Below are 18,336 nucleotides of genomic sequence, written 5' to 3'. Positions count from 1 at the left end.
TCTCTATTCTGTTCACCCTCCAACTCGTCTTGGTCGTCGGCATTGTGGTTTATTTTTTCAGAAGGCGTCATCAATGAAACTTCGTCAGAATCTTATACTCGTTTTTATATTGATCCTTCTCCTAGCGCTCTATGGGCTTTTTCAATACAGCCAAAAACACCGCTCGGAGCAGCAAGTATTGGCAAAACAGCTTTTTTCATTCGCCCCGGAATCTATAACGCAACTGTCTATCGCTCGTATCGGTGAGGCGCCCTCCGAGGCGGAACGGGTCACGGAAGACTTATGGCATATTACCGAACCCAACGAAACCATCACTCCCTTTCACGCCATGTGGAACCGCGTTGCGCTCCATCTTGCCAATTTGATGAATGAACACACAGTCGCCGATTCACCGCAAGATCTCAGCTCTTACGGCTTGGATATACCTGCGTTAACGATTCGTGCGGCTTTGGCGGACGGAAACCATTTAGAGATGGTTTTTGGCGATTTGGAACCCTCCGATCGTTTCCGTTACGCCCGATTGAACTCGGGGCCCCTTTTTCTCGTGAGTAAAAACAGTTTCTTTGAATTAGACCGAAGTCTCTTTGATCTGCGTCATCGCTATCTTGTGGAAAATCGAGAAGTGCCCTTGCTCAAACTGGATTTTGCATGGATTTGGACCGAAGCCGCCGCGGAAAAAGACGGACACCCCATTGAGCCCGGACAAGAAAGCACTGCCATTATTGTTGAGAGAAGCGATCCGCAAGCGCCTTGGCGTGTGACTGCGCCTTTTGAAGCATCTGCCCATTATGAAAAAGTGGAGGCATTGGCGGAAGCACTGCAATTCGCAGTCTGTAAAGCCTACGTGGACACACCGGAAAGCCTGTCCGATTATGGATTGGATCCGCCCCGAGCACGCATCAGTTTTCAAGATGCTAATGGCGGCGAGATGCGCACTGTATTCGTAGGACTCCCCGATGAAAGCCCTGAAAGCAAAGGATTATTCGTGCAGGTTGCCGGTCAGCAAGCCGTCTCCATCATTGAAGATCCGCTCCACACCCTATTCCCTGTGAGCGTTTCGGAATGGCGCGATCTCCGCCTCTTAACGCGTCGGCTCACCGACATTGCCGAGCTCCATTATAGCCGAGGCGATACCCAGCTTAGCATGGAACGGAGCGACACAGGCTCTTGGCAGATCACCGCGCCACCATTAGAATCAATCAACGAATTTGCGGTCAACGCCTTTTTACGGTATATCAAAGAGGCAACGGGTAATGAATTCATGGATGATCCTGCTGTGGAAGCCGCGCTGCCCGCACCGGAAGCGGTCATAAGCCTGCGCTTCGACAATGATGAACACTCCGAGATTTTGCTCTACCCGGGCAAGGAGGCGGGCCATTATTACGCGCGCCAAGATAGCGGCGGCATCGTGTCCTTAGAAGGGGTTGCCGTTAAAATGTTGTTGATTGACGCCGATACCTTCCTGTCTATGGAACTCTTACGCTTCAACAAAAATGATCTTAGCTCCTTTCAGCTGCATTTTGATGCCGTGGACTATACGCTCGTGAAGCGTCATGGCGTGTGGAGCGCTGTCGCGCCGGCAGGCTTCCAACTTCAAAACCAGAGCGATGCGGAAAACTTGCTCAGCCTCTTTTCCCCCTTGAAAGCGGAAAGCATCGTGGAAGATGTTGCGGACGACCTGAGTATCTACGGGCTGGACACACCTCTTTTCTCGATTGAACTCGGCTTTGAAGAGCAACCAAACGCGACCTCACCTAAACACCGTGTTACTATTGGTTCTGTGTGCCCCGACAACGCCAGCGAACGCTACGCGCAATGCTCCACCCGTGCCGGTGTATTCACCCTAAGCCAAGAAGTGATGGACAAGATTAGAGAGCTCATGCGCGGCTTTAAGCAGCCTTGATATCTTTGGTCTGCCGGAAAGGCGTAAAAGATGCAGAGATCTTTTAAACCATGAAACTCATTGCTCACGAACAAGTCCAACATCGCAGTGTTACCCATACCTTTGATGATGCGTCCTGGCGGGGTCTACTATTTGTGGGGCTTGGTTTTTGTTTCCTCGCCCTGTGTATCGTCTTAATAAAGCGCGATGATCTCGCCGGTATTGCAGCGATCTTCCCGCTCCTGCTCGGATTGATATTTCTTTACTGGACTTGGGTGCGCCGTAAAAACAATAACCAGTCTTGGTTTATGAAAGTTACGCCCGACGGACTCTATCTGAATATGGATTACTGCGACGGTTATCCGGTCCGTGAAGTATCGGGCACAGTACTCTTCGTCCCGCAGCCTTGGGTGGCACGTCTCATACCCGTCCGGGAAGTGTTGGTCTTGCCCCATCGCTTCGGCATAACACGCCATCATTTTTCTTGTCTTGATGTGGTCTGTCATTACGCGCTGCCGCAGCCTGTTGTGGAAGCAATCAGCAAACGAGAATCTGCCTTTAAAAATGCGGGGAAGTCGGGGCCCTACCCGCTAAGACGGGTAGGACAGCAACGCTTGCGCTTGAATTGGGGCTGGGTACAACCCGGCGCTCAAGAGACCATTACACAACTGACCGAACAGTATGGGCACACCAAAGAATGTATGATTGTTTTCCCCGATTGGAATTCTTTAAGTGACGTGCAAAAAGAAGCGTTTTTGGATGAACTGTGGCGCATGGGACTCCTTGCAGCATGTATAACCCTTGGCCGCGAATACTATCGCCGCTCAAGCAAAGAAGTGCGTCAACTCTTGGAAAGCCGTAATGCACCGCCGTCCTCTACAGAAGCCTAATCAAATAAGGCAGTCGCAAATTCTTTCGCATTGAAAGGCTGCAGATCCTCAATGCCTTCCCCCACACCAATCATCTTGATAGGAATGCCCAGTTGCTTATATATAGCGATAGCCATACCGCCCTTCGCAGTACCATCCAGTTTGGTCAATACAATACCATCCACTTTTAAAGCGTCGGTAAACTGTTTTGCCTGTTGTAAGCCATTTTGACCGGTCGTAGCGTCCAATACGAGCAAGACCTCATGGGGCGCGCCCGGCTGCCGTTTCCCGATCACGCGATGCACCTTCTTCAGTTCTTCCATCAAATTCACTTTGGTGTGCAGTCTGCCTGCCGTGTCAATGATAACGTTATCCACCTTACGCGCCATGCCGGCATCCACCGTATCGTAAGCAACGGCTCCCGGATCGGCTCCTTCTTGGTGGCGTATGAGGCCGGCTCCCGATCGCTCCGCCCAAATGGCAAGCTGTTCCGCCGCCGCCGCGCGGAAGGTATCAGCAGCCCCAAGCAAGACCGAGCGCTTTTGCTGTGCGAGAATGTAGGCGATTTTACCGGCTGTTGTTGTCTTACCGGAACCGTTCACGCCGGCAACCAACATTACGTGAGGCTCCCCGTCACACTGCCAGTTGCAATCGCCTTCATTTTGAGATAATAGCGACGTAATCTCCTCTTTGAGAATCTCCAAGAGGGTTGACGTTTCTTTAATCCCTTCCTTTTTCATGCGATCCTGCAAATCACTGATCATCTGCAGGCTTGTTTCCACGCCAACATCGGCACCAATCAAACTTTCCTCAAGCCGCTCAAAGAGTTCTTGATCGAGAACGGTATGCCCGGAAAAAATTCGTTTGATGCCGCCCATCAAACCGTTTCTTGTTTTACCTAAACCCGATTTAAGTCTGGAAAAAAAACCTCTTTCAGACACGTTATTCACCCTTTCATCTTGTTAATGAATTCCACCGTCGCCCCATACATGCCTTGTCCCCTTTTTACCTATCCCGCCCTTTAGAAGGAGGAAACCCGATAGGCAATGGATTGATGGGTTATGGAATTATACGTAGAGCCGCCGCTAATATGGACGGTGCCATCGGCATTGAATGTGGCAGAACCATAACAAGGGTAGTACTCGCCGTCATATAAGAACGCGCCATTATTCCAATCTGCGAGCAACGCCTGTTCTTGTACAATCAGCTTGCCGCGCATCTCCACATCATTATTGATTTGCGCAACAAAATATTTCGCATCACCTTCAGTCTGGAGTAAGGCCGCTCCTACAAAACGCTGTTGTGTGCCATGCCGTTCATATAAAGCATAAACACCGTCGCTCCAGCCGCGACCCGACAAGGGTTCCATGCGCACCGTCTCCGCGTCAGAAAAAGAAGGAAAGGAAGACATCAAGCTTTGGAGCATCTGATCGTAGTTATCACTTTCCGGTCCCTGCCAAAAGCTTTGGGCAGACACACGGAGGTCTTGGCTGCGCCCGTAGTCCGGCGTCGTCAATAAAGAGGAAATACGGCCTGCATTCAGACCGAGCCACAATAAAATCAACAACCCCAACACGGGCAGCGCTGTGGTCAACAGCATGGACCGTGACGACAGTTCCTTCTCGGTATTCAGCATCTGATCTGCAGTAAGGCGCAAATGTCGTTGGTCACGAAGATTATTGCCGCAGGTCTTGCACAATAAAGTGCCTTCCGGATTTGTCGAGCCGCACTGGCTGCAAACGGCATCCGCCTCAATACCTTCTTTGTATTCTAGTGGTTCAAAGGGTTCCATCGCCATTTGGTTCACTCTTTACTAATTGCATGTTTCTGTCAATTAAATCAATTGCCGCACAAACACTATTATGTCCTATTTGGTTCTAAATATCAACCTCTGCTTAAAGATTTACAAAAATAGTTAAGTGCATAGGCGCAATTCATCCTGTCAAAACTTATGCTATACTCTCAGCATAATATTCATGCCGACTAAATGCCGGACCGTACTATTCCCAAAACCTGAAAAAAAGACACAGAATATGGCCGACATTCCATCAGAACAGGATCAATTCTATATGCAATGCGCCCTGCAAGAAGCGCAGCGCGCCTTGGCGATTAACGAAGTGCCCATAGGCTGTGTGATTGTCCACGAAGACCGTATTATTGGCTGCGGATACAATCAACGGGAATTGTTGCAGGATCCTACAGCCCATGCGGAAATACTCGCTATCAAAGAAGCAGCCCGTCATCTGGGCAGTTGGCGCTTGGAAAATGCGCGGCTCTATGTTACTTTGGAACCGTGTCCCATGTGTGCCGGAGCCATCATTCTCTCGCGTATAGAAGCCCTATACTTCGGAGCCTATGATCCCAAGGCGGGCTGCTGCGGCTCCCTCATGAACTTGCCCGCCGATAAACGTTTCAACCACCGCCCCCAAATGATGGGCGGTGTTCTTGGCGAAGCATGCGGTGATTTACTCCGTTCTTTTTTTCGTTCTATCCGAGAAAAATCCAAAGCCCATAAACTTTCCTATGAGCAATGAACAGGGCATCCCGATTCCCCAACCGGGCCGTGATCAATGCTGTTCAACAAAGCGCTTCAGCGGCTTCGACCCCCTAAGAGCGCTTGCACAGCGGAGCCTCTATTTGGACAGCGACAATCTGATTTCTCTAGGTTCTCCCAGCCGTCAAAGAATAATAATTTGAACTTTCCATGAAATATCTGTATTTTAGGACAATTGTAATGACGTAGGGACTCTTCTGCGATCTGCTTCTATACCCGCGGCGGGACGCTTTATTTTTCGAAACGAAACGATATGAAAAAGAGTCCAGTCTCTACGAAAACTTCAAAAGGAGAATTATTACCCATGAAAATGCATCCTTGTCTCAGTCTTTTGCTTGTCGGATTGATGGCGCTTTGCCTCGTGCAAGCCGCAACGGCGGAAAAGATCGTTATCGCTCATCGCGGCGCCAGCGGCTATTTGCCCGAACATACCCTCCCTGCTTATGCCATGGCCTACGCCATGGGTGCCGACTTTATTGAACAAGACCTCGCCATGACCAGCGATCATGTACTGATCTGTCTCCACGACAGTACCCTAGACAAGATCACCAATGTGGCGGAAGTATTTCCCGATCGTCATCGAGAAGACGGCAAGTATTATCCCGCCGATTTCACCCTTGCCGAAATTAAGCAATTGCGCGTCCATGAACGCCTACCCGTTCGCTTTCCCCCGCAACACTCGATTTTCTCCTTGGTGACCTTTGAAGAGGCAATCCAATTGATTCAGGGCCTGAACAAATCCACCAAAAAGAATGTGGGCATTTATCCCGAACTAAAAGATCCTAATTTTTACAAAGACTTGGATTTCCCTTTCGAAAAGACCGTCCTCGATATTCTCGCAAAATACGGCTATGAAGGACCGTCCGCCAATATTTATATCCAAAGTTTTTCCCCGGCAGCGTTGAAGCGTCTGCGGGAAGAGTTCAAAACAACCCTTCCTCTAATGCAATTAATCTCTGACAATGACATGTTGGAAGAACTGGGTATAGAGCATATCGCCGGCTATGCGCAAGCCATCGGTCCCGACAAAAAATGTATCGTTAAAGATCCGAGCTTGGTGAAACGGGCCCATGATGCGGGACTGAAAGTGCATCCTTATACTTTCAGAACAGAGGTAACCTTGGACGGCTACAAGGATATCGAAACCGAAATGCGCGCTTTCCTTTTTGAATTTGATATTGACGGCGGTTTCTCCGACTATCCCGATTTGATGCGTGCCGTTATTGATGAGGCAAAGAATTAAGAGCTGTGGCACAGCAGTGCGCCCTTTCGTTTATCCCTGATAAGGAGTAATTATGATTATCAAAAACGGAACCCTTCGTGAACATGCCCTCGCATGGCTGGTCTTTATCCCTATCTTCGCTGTTTTCTTTGCTATTACATGGTATATGGGGCGATTTGTGGAAGCACAATGGGATATCAACCTTTTGCTATTCCTCAACCCAGACAACTATGTGCCGGTCCTCGATGAACTCGTCATATTGCAAACAGATTTCGGGATGACCTATCTGCTCATCATCTCCTTGGTATGGATCATTGGCTTCTACGCCACGCGCAACCGGCCCGGCGGCAAGAAATGGGCGCAACGGACCGTCCATTGTATCGGGATCCTTGTGGCTCTGTGGCATGGCGCCGGAATGTTTGTTGCCAAACGAGGCATTTTTTATTGGTCGGAATATGAATACCCCATTATTTTTCTGCCCCTCGCCCTGATATTTTTGGGCGGCTTTTATATTGCCGGAAATCTATATATATGGCTCGATGACGAAAATCAGGAGAAATTCGCCCAAGCCTTCTGGCTTACGTTGCTGTCTCTATTCTTCGTCAACGTCATCGGGGAAGACAACATCAAAGAATTGGTCGCCCGTGTACGTCCCTTACATAAAAACAACGAAGCTTGGAATGGAGCCATACGCCAAATGCCTGATGAAATCGTGCGCGGCGGCTTCTCCTATGTCTCGGGACATACCTCCAGCTTTTGGGCACAAATCTTTATTTATTTCATGTTGATTAAGTCTTGGAAGTTCCGTATACCCCTCTTGCTGCTCGGCGCGTTCCACGGCTACACACGAATCTATACAACGGCCCATTTCCCCTATTGCGTACTCATGGCGACCTTCTTTGCCATCCCCGTCACGGCAGCCATTTACTACTGCTTCTGGAATCATCGTCATCTGCCGCTCATATCCATGCTTTTGCTTTCGGGGGCGCTATACCAATTGAAACCGAAATTGACCATGCCCTTAACCATTGCAGGCATCGCGATCATTTGGTTCCTTATCTATCAATATCGCCACTGGAAAGAACCTTTTGTGCCCTTAGATAATGCATTGGTCTGCAAGGACAGAGAATAGAGATTTACGCCTCACAACCTTCATCAGGAAAGAGCGTTGCCATGGCAAATTCCAAAGCAAAATCGGGATCCTGACTAAGTTCGATATGTTCGGCGCGGCGTGCCAGGTCTTCAGCCTGCTGCCGCGCCTTTTTTGATAGGAGTACCCATTGGGCGCCGCTGAACGCAAGATTGCCCGGAAACTGTATTTTTTCGGTGTGCACTTCAGTCGGAAACAACGCAATCCGCTGCGCATTCTCCCTATTGATATAGCTTCCAAAGCCGCCGGCAATATAAATCCCGTGCAGATCCTCCACTTGCAGCCCCGCGTGCCTCAACAGTAATGTCATGCCGGCACGAATGGCCGCCACAGCCAATTGCAATTCACGGGCGTCATTCTGAGTGAAGCTCAACCTTTTTTCTTGTGTTTCTAAAAAGACAAATTCCGGACGCCCTTGGGAATCTCGTTGTAAACGCCGCGCTACTTTAGGCGGCAAGTTTTTCGGCGCTTCCTCCACAGACAGTAAACGCCCGTCTGCTGTGAGGCATCCGATTTTCAACAATTCCCCGCACAAGTCTATAAGACCGCTGCCGCACAGTCCTATAGGCGCTTTGCCGCCAACGACCTGCAAATATACATCATCGCTAATGTTGATATGCTCCACGGCACCCTCAACAGCACGCATCCCACAGGAAATACGTGCGCCCTCGAAAGCAGGCCCTGCTGCCGTACTCGCAGCAAGCATACGCGCTCCGTCTGCCAATACCAATTCTCCGTTGGTTCCGATATCCACCATAAGTACCGGGCCCGGCTGTTCGTCTATTTCTGCAGCAACCATAGCCGTCACCGTGTCTCCGCCTACAAAGCCGCTAATGACAGGCAACAAATAGACTTGGGCATGATCATGGACCGGTAACGCTAAGTCTGCCGCGCTCAGCGTCACTCCACGGGCGTAAAGGGGCACGAAAGGCGCAACCCCCAGAGACGCAGGAGAAAATCCCGCTGCCAGATGGGACATGGTCGTGTTGCCGGTGAAGACGAGGGCATAGACATGATCTTTTTGAACCCTTGCTTCATCGCAAATCTGCAGGATCATTTCTCGGATCCGTTCCAATAGACAATCCTGCATTTCCAAGAGTGCATCGTTCCCGGACGAAGCAAAAGCAATACGGCTCAATACATCATCGCCGTAGCGGGTCTGGGGATTCAGGCACGCAGCCTCGGCTATTGATTCGCCCGTTTCAAGATGCAGTAACGCGCCGACCAAGGAGGTCGTTCCAATATCAAAAGCGATTCCGTAACATTGAGTACGTGTATCCCCCCCTTCAAAGTCAATCAGTTCGTTACCCCTAAGCGTAACGCTTCCTTCAAAATTGTGGGCACGCAGCCTTTCTCCAAGCCGCTGCAATACAGCCGCTGACGCGTACAAGGAATTGTCTTCCAATCCGGCGGCTGACGCCTCACGCAACGAAGACTCCAGACGAAGAAGATCCGCTTGATTGTCGGCCATGGAGGGCGGCGGCAGACGTAAAAAGTATTTTCGTGTTTCTCCGTCTACGGTGCGGCTCTCACTCTGGCGTCCGAAAGACTGGATTTGCAGCCGCCCTGTCCCCTGTGAGGATGCAGGTAATTCCACTTCGGCATCTGTATAAAAACGCACTTGGCAGCCCAGTCGCCACCCCTCATGACGTTCCTCAGGCGTCAGAAGCCGCATATCCTTATCTCCCGGCGTAGGTGCATCACCCAAGAAACGGACACGACATTTCCCGCAACTGCCCACGCCGCCGCAAGACTGATTCAGACTGAGATCGGTGCGGCGCAGCAGGTCAAGTAAAGAGGTGCCGGGAAGCACCTGCATTGCCTTGGCGCCGGGATGAATCAGAATTGTTAACCGGGGTTTGTCCATGGAGAAAATTCTATAGGGTTGGTGTGCACACGCCATCGTATCACTGACGACGTGGGGCAGCAACAATCATTTTTAAATCCAACGCTCTATTGAGAGCGTCAATTCGTTCCGGATCCTAAATAGGTAGTCGCAATTAAACCTTGGTAATCCGTTACCTGCCCGCCGTCCAGACAACATTCTATAATGGTTTTTCCAAGGGGATGCAATTCGGGAACCATAAATTCACGGATGTGGTCATGGAAGAAACGGGTTAAAAGTTCCGCCCCTTCATCATAGCCTACTTCGCCCACTTCCGGTTGAAGCTGTACTTGAAGCAAGCGTTCAGAAACAGAGTTGCCCTCTAATGTGAGGTGACACAAGGCATGTCCAAGCAAAGGACAACGGGCCGGCGTAATTTGATCGGATTTGAATTTCGCCACGCCCCGGCGTGCCAGATATTCGCGGGTGAGCCACTGGGGCATGAAGCCCGTTTTCCACACACCTATATGTTGGTTAGGACATAATATGTGAACCACTTTCGGCGTTGCCATGATTTGGTTCAACAAAAGATTGGCATGATCAACCTTCAAGCCCGGGGCAAAAGGCCAATAGGAACCGACCCCTTCGGTAGTCATATCGGAAGTATCAATAATACTGGGATTGGCATAGCCCCGCGGCGATACGAGCCGCCACAACCACGAGAGCGCCGGCGGCAGCAGATGAAAAATACCAATGATCCCATAAGAGGGATTCTCTGCGCTGCACATGGGCGCGCGGACACCCAGACTGCGTATATCAATAGACAAGGGCTGATCGATAACGTCCTGCATGGTATGACGCGGTACGATGACGCGGGGATTCGGACAAGGTTCGTTGGGCGCGTCTTCAATATGCTCCCAGATGAGAGCCCTGCTTTTAGGAACGGCATCAATATTCAAAAAGAGCAGCGGTTCGGGAGGCTGCGCCGTCAACGCCTCGAAAAGCGGCGCCGTTGCATAGTGTCGGATATGGTTTACCCGGACGAACCACGAATGCTCTGCATCGACGACGGCAAGTTTACCATCACCCTTTTGTATGGACGGATGACATAAGGCCATGTCGTCGGCAGCGGGCCGCAAGGCACAGCCCCGCGGAATCTCGATATACCGTTTTTCGCCCGTGATCAAGTTTGCGCCGATAAGAAGACGCCCATCGGCTTCACGCTGCGCAATCTCCAGCATTTCGCTTTTACCGCCTCCGCTCGCCCCTTCATGCATGATATTCAGTGTATTGTCGTAGGGCGTCACGACTTGAACGACGGAAGCATGGGCAGTCACCCACCCTTCCTGTTCGCCAAGACCAAGGAGGCTGCCGTAGACGCCCTTCTTTGCACTCGGCCCGGGATACAGATTGTAGGCGTAAATTTCGTGAATATTATCGCCGCGTTTGTGTACAACCACCTGTTTCCCATCCAAATCAGTATGACGAAAAGGCGGCGCTACATAGATGATCAAACGGGGCTTAAACTTCGGCGGCAGATCCTCAGGCGCAATAATTCCCTGCAACATGGCAAGGCCCAACGCAAAAAATCCCGCATTTTCAGGGCACACCACCACAGCGTCCATACCCATTTTTCGGCGGCCTGCAACAAAGGCAAAAACGGACAAGCGCTGTTCTTTCAACCAATTTATAGACCGTTCCCGCAAAGGCTCGAAAGGCTGACCAAAACGCTGCTCAAAGGTGGGTTTATCCGTGGGCAGTGTATCGCCCATGATCATACAATCAGGATCACGGCGGCGCATATAAGGCTCATCATAATTGGCGCTGACGCCGTTGCGAACCCGCGCTACCCGCGCCTCAGTAACGGCGCCCATTCCCGGGACATCATAGGTGACTTCATAATAATCACTGTCGGCGCCACCACAGGCGAGATCTACAAGCTCCACGGTGTTACGGGCAACATGGACCTTCGGCGCAGCACGAAGGAGGGCTTCTGTCTCTACGGGAAGGTTCAATAAAGACAAGGCGGCTTCTGGAGATACTATTTTTTTGTCCATATACAATCCAATCGTTTATCTCTGGCAGACAAAGGCATCGTGTAGGCGGCAGGGGGGAAACAAATCGTTATAGGAATAGTTTACCATAGTTCATGAGAAAGGAGAAAAACACCTCGGGTCAGCGGGCACAGCTTCAAAGGCGAATTGCAACCTCTTCGAAAATCCAAAACGTTATGGAAATATAAAAAAAGGGATAGTCTTGACGTCTCAGCGTTCCAACTCTAATGGGTCGGTGCTTTGAGAGGTCGAAGACTATCCCGGATTCAATCTATCATTTAACGAAAAAGCAGAAGGAATTAAATCCCGTAAGCGTCACCGCCGACCAAGCGCCATTTGCCGTCGGATTCTTTTTTCATCACAAATTCCAGCGTAACGGAACCTTGATTGGTGGCAATGTCAATCGGATAAACGGTCGCTTCGCCGTCGTCATCAAATTCAATTTCAGCATCGTCAAGGACGAGTTTCGCATCATAATCTTTGACGGTCTGGGGCACATCATCAAGGAGCCCCATCTCTTTGCCTTGGTCGGCATAATCTTTTACCGAGTCTTTATCGCCTACTTGCGGTTGATAAAAGTCTTCGGAGATCAGTTCAAGAACTTTTTCGACATTACCGGTTTCCAAAGCATTAAAGATTTCTTTTACGGCAGCCAGAACTTCTTCGTTGGGGTCTGCAGCAACAGCGGCTTCTTCGACGGCTTCAGCGGCTTTTGGAGCGGCAGCAGGAAAACGGCGCGGTAAGAGCGAATCTTGAAGCGCTTTTTTCGCAGCGGGAAGATCAACCACGATGAGCGCCAGCTTCGCCGTGTCTTCGTTAGTCAGTAGAGAGCCTGCTTCGTTAATGGCTGCATGTCTCGCGTCAAACACAGCCTTATCAGCTGCCAACATAGCGCGCAGTTTGGTGGAGATTTCTCCGGAATTACCGGAATCAATAGCGCTTTGAAGGGCTTCCTTCGCATCTGCAAGATTTTTTTCCAGCATGTCCATGGTGTCACGGTATTCGGCATATCCTGACAAAAATTCCCACATGTCATATTGATCTAAACCGACTTGATCCGCAAATTCGATCAGTACGACTTTTTCCAGCAGGTTTTCCGTCTCACACTGGGCATGGGAAATGCCGCACACACCAAGCACCAAAACCATCGCCAAAATCATCTTCTTCATAGGGTTGTCTCCTTGTTGAGGGTTGAAGTTTGAGAATCAATCCATTAGACAATAAAAAACACGTTCAGGTTTCACTATGCTTTAAAAAAAGAAAAAATGATTTATCGCGAACTTAGACTGTCCCACTCGACAATTTCTCGTGTACTTCACGCAACAATGACGCTGTTGTTTCCCAGCCAATACAGGGATCGGTAATGCTCAACCCATATTTCAGGTCGGCAGGAGTATCACAAATAGGCTGATTGCCTTCCTCTAAATTGCTTTCAAGCATAACACCAATAATGGAGCTATTCCCTTCCAAACGCTGCTGTACCACATCGCGCAGCACGTGGGCTTGAAGCCGCGGCCGTTTACCGCAATTGGCATGGCTGCAATCAACAATGATTCTGGGTTCCAATCCCTGTTTTTCCATCTGTTCTTCCACAGCGATAATACTGACAGGATCATAATTGGGTCCTGTTCTTCCGCCCCGTAAAATGACATGACCGAGCCGATTTCCCAGCGTGTTGACCACACTCGTGCGCCCTTCATCGTCTATGCCCAGAAAATGGTGGGGACGGGTTGAGGAGACAACGGCGTCAATAGCGGCCTGAAGATAGCCATCTGTATTGTTTTTAAAGCCTACGGGCATGGATAGTCCGCTTGCCATCTCCCGGTGGGTTTGGGATTCAGAAGTGCGCGCCCCAATAGACACCCACGAGAGCAAATCGGAAATGTATTGCGGAATAATGGGATCAAGAACTTCACTGGCAGCAGGCATGCCCATTTCTGACAAGCGCAGCAACAATTCACGTGCCTTCAATAAGCCCTTTTCAATGTTGTAGCTGCCGTTCATATCGGGATCATTAATGAGCCCCTTCCATCCCACTGTCGTTCTGGGCTTCTCAAAATAGACGCGCATCACAATATAAAGATGTTGATTGAGTTCTTTTTGCAGGGTGCTCAACCGCCGTGCATACTCTAAGCCCGCCTCGGTGTCATGGATGGAACAGGGTCCTGTAATTACCAGTAGGCGCGGATCCTTTTTTTCAATGATGCGCCCGATTGTTTCTCGGGCATCGGCCACTTTTTCGATACAGTGCTCGTCGGCTTCCAGCTGTTGCCGCAACAGCCCCGGAGGAGGCAATGGAGAAAAAGAAGCTACATTTATATTACTGATGGGGCGTGTCATAGACGCAATTTCCTCGAATTTTATAGGGTTAAAAAAAAGTAATAAGCCAGCTTTGCCCGTGGGATTAAGGCATTAAGCCCAAAATACAGAGCAGATTGCTTCACTATTAGAATACAATATCATGTCCGTCTTAACAAAATTACTGATTCATTTGTTCGCAGATGCCCAGGCGCAGCGCCTTGGTTCAATGAGCGCATCGCCGCAGTCACCACGACCGGATTCTTCGCTGCGTTCAGAATGACGTGGGAAAGCAAGGCTAGAAACATGGTTGAGAACCAGTGCGTGGTAGTTGGGTAGGTTTTTGGCACTCCTTCCTATGTATCGTCTTTGTCCATCTCGTCCATCCTGTAAAAAATAGGACCGCCTCACAATCGAGACGGTCTTTATATTAGAGATTAGATTCTATATTAGCGTGAACGATACGAAAAGATGCCGACGCCCATCAGACTTACACCAATGAGCAGCCAATCACCAAGACCTTTGTGCAGCAATTCAGGTAAGGACAGAATCTTATCATTACTCTTGCAACAACCGCAGCTATCCTCCACCTCTTCGGGCTCACCTTCAGTAGATGCCTCGCCTTCACCTTCTCCTTCGCCTTCAACAGTCTCTTCGCCTTCAACGGGAATCTCGCCTTCGACAGGTTCTTCACCCTCGTTGGGCTCTTCACCCTCGACAGGTTCTTCACCTTCTACTGTTTCTTCGCCTTCTACAGACTCTTCGCCTTCGACAGGTTCTTCACCTTTAACGGGCACCTTATCCTCTTTATAATATTCATAGGCCCCCATATCGATACCTGCTCCTTGGGGGCGAGGCACTCCTAGAAAATCCGCGGCGGGGGCGTCGTTAGACGTGCCCGTATCAATGCAGGGTGAAGAAGAGCGCAGGCGGAAATCTCCCGCCAAGGGATTTACAAAGTCGGGATTGCCAACAATATAACCCGTTCCGTCATGGGCAGCGCTAAGACAGGAATAGCTCACGTTTGTGTTGTATGCGTCATCGGGAGAATTGCCCCAGAAAATGCAGTTGGCCACCGTGGAATAATACATCCCGCCGCCATCGTATGAGGCCGTATTGTTGATAAAGGTACAGTTGGTCGCAGTGCCGGAATACACCCGCCGCCGGAGTAGGAGGCCGTATTGCCGGTGAAGGTACAGTTGGTCGCCGTGCCACCGGACATCCCGCCGCCGAGGTGAGCCTTTCCATTTTGCACAGTGAAGCCGTCTATGATGCCTGCGTTGTTTGAAGTCACACAGCGCCGATTTCCTTTACCGTCAATGACCGTCTTATTGTCTTCCCAATTACGTTCGTCGCGATCGGTTTCCGTACCCTCAAAACCGCCATAGAGGGCAAGCGTCTTTTCGGAAATATCTACCACAGAAGCGGTCGTGCCGGTATAGGTGCCTTGTGCCACCCAGATTTCATCGTTTGTATCGGCTGCATCCACGGCGCTCTGAATGGTTTTGAAGGCTTTGGCCCAAGAAGAACCATCGGGCGCATCAGCAGCGGATGCCCCGTTTACCCGTAATACGGCGGCATGGCCGGGCGTCCCGGTCAGCAACAAAAACAGGGCAAGAAACGCTGCTGTAAAGGCTTGTTTACTCAAATCCGCAACTTGAAATTTATCCATGACCACAGACCTCCTTCGTGTTTGGTCCGTCTGGGATTTTTTCCCAGGCAGGACAGATTCACTTCAGACTTGATTCCAATTTCTGTATAATCGGTCAATCCTATGGCAGATGCTTTGCATTAAGTATCCTCGACAATAGGCACTATGAGACAGTCGATAATATAGTTACATTATTTTAAGAAGCCTTCCTATGAAGCACAATATATCTTATTTTAAAGAATTATATGTATAACAACACTTTATTGTGTAAACGTATTTTAATACATAAAAACAAAAAATACAATAAATAATTAAGCCTATGCGGAGGTGGTTCTCTCTTATGGACAGGGTGGACGAAAGTGCGCTCCTTCCCCAACGTTCCAGTTGGAAACCAGCGCATGGTGGTGGGACATTATGGATTCCTTCGGGTGTTTCAACAGCACTATTGTACCGAAGATCTCTGCGACGTCCTCTTTTTGACCGGCTATATTTCGACCTTTAAACTGCAGTTCTCTAAAAATTGATTTTTCTAGAATTACACTGGAGAGACTGGTTTTTCAGTCGTTAATCTTGCTTGAGCCTTGTCAAGATTCTGTTGAATGCTTTGGGAATGGGGTAAGGCCTGCAACGCCTCTTCAAAATAAGCGGCCGCTTGCACAAAGAGCTTATACCGGGCACAGAGGATACCGGCATTATTCAATACGACGGGATCCCGTCCATAGGCTTTCAAGGCAGCTTCAACATATTGCAAAGCGCCTCGATAAAAGCCCTCCTGCTCAGGGTCATCTCCTGCCTTGTCCCGCCCTTTTAGGAAGCACTCCTGCGCCTTCGCCATCTCCAGTTCATAAAGGATCGTGTCTGCCGTATAGTCGCCCCGTCTGTCTTTCTCCCAGTCGTTCCGCCAGTGGTATTCGGGCGCATACTCCCGATGAGCCGCCTCCTCTCCCGGTCTCAACAGTCGGAATACAAGCCCGAAGGGCATAAAGCGCAAACCCTTTTCTGCAGGAAGCTTGATTGGTTTCGACAGGTATAGGGGGCGCTGCGTATATTCCGCCAACCACACAATAAGTTCAGGCTCATGGCGTCGTGCGGGAAATTCACCGACCTGATCCCGAAGCGCATCGGGTAAGGCTTCAAAGATATCGCCTTCCAAATAGCCGTACTTTCGCAAATTGATCACGTCAGGGCGCAGCCCACAGACTGCTTGCAAATACAGGATACTGAAACTGGCGTGATCAGAATCAGAAATAAAAATTGCGTCTTCTTCCATTGTGTAAAGAAGATTTTCCCCGTAATCTTGTGCCCAATAATATCCTGATTTATCATTCAACCTGTAGTTGAGGTATAAGGGCAGGGCAATGCAAAAGAGACCTAAAAGAAGTGTGACGAATTTGAATCGTTTTTTGTGTGCGAGAAAGGCGAGAGCAGCTCCCAATGCAATAGCGCTCGAGTAATAGGCGGGAATACCGAAAACACGCATGACCCAGAGCCACTCACGGGTCTGCTCAAAATTCTGCCAAAAACAAAATCCGCAGATCACCAAGAGACCGGAGCTCAACAAAAGCACGGCGTAGCGAAGACGACGGCGCAAGAGCAGCCCCATGCCTACTACAGCAATAACGGCAGGGAGTAAGCCAAATTGCAGCAGCCCAAAGCGTCCGTAGGTGAGGAGCTGATTCAGAAAACGCCCAAGACTGCGCGGATACTGGGAAAACATAAAATCGTATTGTGTGCGCCGGAGATGGCGAAGGAAATTGCTGAGCGTTTCGGGATTGCCCCAGTCCAAGAAGGGATTTGCCCGTGACCGCAGCGGCAGATAAAGATAGACACTCAATGCGCAGGCGGCAAGAAGAGCACAGCCCCCCCAGGTCTTCCAATACTGTTGAAAAAAACGCTGTTCTCGATCCCTCTCGGTCCATTGATAGGACAGAACAAAGAGGCTACAGGGCGGGATCAATAACAGGAAGGTGTTGTGCAGACTGGTGCCCAATCCCAGGAAAAAAGCAAAGGCATAGAGCGTTCCCTTCCCCTGTCCCTCTGACCACAACAGCAGCAATAGGAAACAGAGTGCCACAAAAAAAAGATTCATGGTGTACACTTCCGCTATCACTGCCTGCCCCCAAAAATCTCGTGAACAAGCAAAGGCAAGGGCGGCAAAGAATGCCGCCTCCTTGCTTCGGGTCAGCGCGATGATCGTCAGTGCGAGCAACGCCACAGCAAGCGATGCGAAGACGGCGGACATGAGATTCACACGCCAAGCAGTTTCGCCCCAAGGCAATTTACTGAAGAGATGTCCCACCATACAATACAAAGGATAGCCCGGTGGATGGGGAATGCCCGGTAGAGCCGCAGCCGTGACAAATTCGCCGCTGTCCTCTCCGGTGATCGTAGGCGCGAGGGTAACGAAATATAAAGTAAAGGAGAGGATCGCTACAGAAAGCACTATAAGCCAATGGCTCGGTTGGAAAAAGCGATCCTCTGTCTGTGAACCCGGCACGCCTGATTCACCTTCGGCTTTATTCGAAAGATCTTTATCCATCAGCTTTGTTTTTTGAGGCGAAAGACAGCTTGGGCTCTTCACCGCGCCAAATACGCCGCAAATTGGATTGGTGGCGAACGATGATCAACAAGGCAACAAAGGCGGTGAAGAACCGGGTGGGCGTAGGCAGATCAAAGACGAAAACGGACACTGCCAAAGCGGCAGAAGCACTCACGGAACCGACACTCACCATGCGCGTGATTAAAAATGCAACGAGAAACACGATGCCCGCGACTAAGGCGGCGCCGGGTGCTAGGGCAATAACTACACCGGCACTGGTCGCCACGCCTTT

General features: G+C 50.0%; 15 protein-coding genes. 5 read left to right on the top strand and 10 right to left on the bottom strand.

Features of this window, described 5'->3' with window-relative positions; genetic code table 11:
• The first annotated feature begins 73 nt into the window (after window positions 1–73).
• Complete coding sequence (locus GX117_02395) at window positions 74–1,903, top strand: DUF4340 domain-containing protein (GenBank protein NLO32198.1); 1,830 nt, start codon at window positions 74–76, stop codon at window positions 1,901–1,903.
• Between the two features lie 50 nt (window positions 1,904–1,953).
• Window positions 1,954–2,772: a hypothetical protein gene (locus GX117_02390; GenBank protein NLO32197.1), complete on the top strand. Its 819-nt coding sequence runs from the start codon at window positions 1,954–1,956 to the stop codon at window positions 2,770–2,772.
• Here GX117_02390 and ftsY read toward each other — a convergent pair.
• Window positions 2,769–3,692, bottom strand: coding sequence for a signal recognition particle-docking protein FtsY (gene ftsY / locus GX117_02385; GenBank protein NLO32196.1), 924 nt, complete (start codon window positions 3,690–3,692; stop codon window positions 2,769–2,771). The genes GX117_02390 and ftsY overlap by 4 nt on opposite strands.
• Window positions 3,693–3,772: 80 nt before the next feature.
• A complete protein-coding gene (locus GX117_02380; GenBank protein ID NLO32195.1) occupies window positions 3,773–4,549 on the bottom strand; it encodes a hypothetical protein in 777 nt (258 codons plus the stop codon).
• 235 nt (window positions 4,550–4,784) lie between these two features.
• Here GX117_02380 and GX117_02375 point away from each other — a divergent pair, with 235 nt between their 5' ends.
• From GX117_02375 to GX117_02365, 3 genes are all read left to right on the top strand, one after another.
• Complete coding sequence (locus GX117_02375) at window positions 4,785–5,285, top strand: nucleoside deaminase (GenBank protein ID NLO32194.1); 501 nt, start codon at window positions 4,785–4,787, stop codon at window positions 5,283–5,285.
• A gap of 324 nt (window positions 5,286–5,609) precedes the next feature.
• Window positions 5,610–6,548, top strand: a complete 939-nt coding sequence (gene glpQ, locus GX117_02370; GenBank protein NLO32193.1) for a glycerophosphodiester phosphodiesterase — start codon at window positions 5,610–5,612, stop codon at window positions 6,546–6,548.
• Between the two features lie 52 nt (window positions 6,549–6,600).
• Complete coding sequence (locus GX117_02365) at window positions 6,601–7,659, top strand: phosphatase PAP2 family protein (protein NLO32192.1); 1,059 nt, start codon at window positions 6,601–6,603, stop codon at window positions 7,657–7,659.
• A gap of 4 nt (window positions 7,660–7,663) precedes the next feature.
• Here the strand turns inward: GX117_02365 and GX117_02360 are convergent, their stop codons facing one another.
• From GX117_02360 to GX117_02325, 8 genes are all read right to left on the bottom strand, one after another.
• Window positions 7,664–9,544 (bottom strand): DUF4445 domain-containing protein, encoded by a 1,881-nt coding sequence (locus GX117_02360; GenBank protein ID NLO32191.1) that lies wholly within the window; start codon window positions 9,542–9,544, stop codon window positions 7,664–7,666.
• A gap of 98 nt (window positions 9,545–9,642) precedes the next feature.
• Window positions 9,643–11,559: a DUF4914 family protein gene (locus GX117_02355; protein NLO32190.1), complete on the bottom strand. Its 1,917-nt coding sequence runs from the start codon at window positions 11,557–11,559 to the stop codon at window positions 9,643–9,645.
• Between the two features lie 296 nt (window positions 11,560–11,855).
• Window positions 11,856–12,725: a hypothetical protein gene (locus GX117_02350; GenBank protein ID NLO32189.1), complete on the bottom strand. Its 870-nt coding sequence runs from the start codon at window positions 12,723–12,725 to the stop codon at window positions 11,856–11,858.
• 112 nt (window positions 12,726–12,837) lie between these two features.
• On the bottom strand, window positions 12,838–13,896 hold the full coding sequence (locus GX117_02345; protein ID NLO32188.1) for a 3-deoxy-7-phosphoheptulonate synthase: 1,059 nt from the start codon (window positions 13,894–13,896) through the stop codon (window positions 12,838–12,840).
• Between the two features lie 407 nt (window positions 13,897–14,303).
• Complete coding sequence (locus GX117_02340; protein NLO32187.1) at window positions 14,304–14,876, bottom strand: hypothetical protein; 573 nt, start codon at window positions 14,874–14,876, stop codon at window positions 14,304–14,306.
• Complete coding sequence (locus GX117_02335; protein NLO32186.1) at window positions 14,873–15,526, bottom strand: DUF1565 domain-containing protein; 654 nt, start codon at window positions 15,524–15,526, stop codon at window positions 14,873–14,875. The genes GX117_02340 and GX117_02335 overlap by 4 nt, the downstream gene beginning before the upstream one ends.
• A 514-nt stretch (window positions 15,527–16,040) precedes the next feature.
• Complete coding sequence (locus tag GX117_02330) at window positions 16,041–18,044, bottom strand: DUF2723 domain-containing protein (GenBank protein NLO32185.1); 2,004 nt, start codon at window positions 18,042–18,044, stop codon at window positions 16,041–16,043.
• On the bottom strand, window positions 18,037–18,336 hold a 300-nt coding region (locus GX117_02325), incomplete at its 5' end, for an acyl-phosphate glycerol 3-phosphate acyltransferase (GenBank protein NLO32184.1). The genes GX117_02325 and GX117_02330, both read right to left, overlap by 8 nt.

Source organism: Candidatus Hydrogenedentota bacterium (genome assembly GCA_012523015.1).
Classification (GTDB): Bacteria; Hydrogenedentota; Hydrogenedentia; order Hydrogenedentales; family CAITNO01; genus JAAYBJ01.
Note: the sequence above shows the minus strand (reverse complement) of the source record. Positions and strands in the feature narration are given on the sequence as shown.

Coding starts and splice junctions, on each gene's coding strand:
- GX117_02360 (NLO32191.1), bottom strand. CDS start 9,544: ATGGACAAACCCCGGTTAACAATTCTGATTCATCCCGGCGCCAAGGCA.
- GX117_02375 (NLO32194.1), top strand. CDS start 4,785: ATGGCCGACATTCCATCAGAACAGGATCAATTCTATATGCAATGCGCC.
- GX117_02330 (NLO32185.1), bottom strand. CDS start 18,044: ATGGATAAAGATCTTTCGAATAAAGCCGAAGGTGAATCAGGCGTGCCG.
- GX117_02365 (NLO32192.1), top strand. CDS start 6,601: ATGATTATCAAAAACGGAACCCTTCGTGAACATGCCCTCGCATGGCTG.
- GX117_02335 (NLO32186.1), bottom strand. CDS start 15,526: ATGGATAAATTTCAAGTTGCGGATTTGAGTAAACAAGCCTTTACAGCA.
- GX117_02355 (NLO32190.1), bottom strand. CDS start 11,559: ATGGACAAAAAAATAGTATCTCCAGAAGCCGCCTTGTCTTTATTGAAC.
- GX117_02390 (NLO32197.1), top strand. CDS start 1,954: ATGAAACTCATTGCTCACGAACAAGTCCAACATCGCAGTGTTACCCAT.
- glpQ (NLO32193.1), top strand. CDS start 5,610: ATGAAAATGCATCCTTGTCTCAGTCTTTTGCTTGTCGGATTGATGGCG.
- GX117_02345 (NLO32188.1), bottom strand. CDS start 13,896: ATGACACGCCCCATCAGTAATATAAATGTAGCTTCTTTTTCTCCATTG.
- GX117_02395 (NLO32198.1), top strand. CDS start 74: ATGAAACTTCGTCAGAATCTTATACTCGTTTTTATATTGATCCTTCTC.
- GX117_02350 (NLO32189.1), bottom strand. CDS start 12,725: ATGAAGAAGATGATTTTGGCGATGGTTTTGGTGCTTGGTGTGTGCGGC.
- GX117_02380 (NLO32195.1), bottom strand. CDS start 4,549: ATGGCGATGGAACCCTTTGAACCACTAGAATACAAAGAAGGTATTGAG.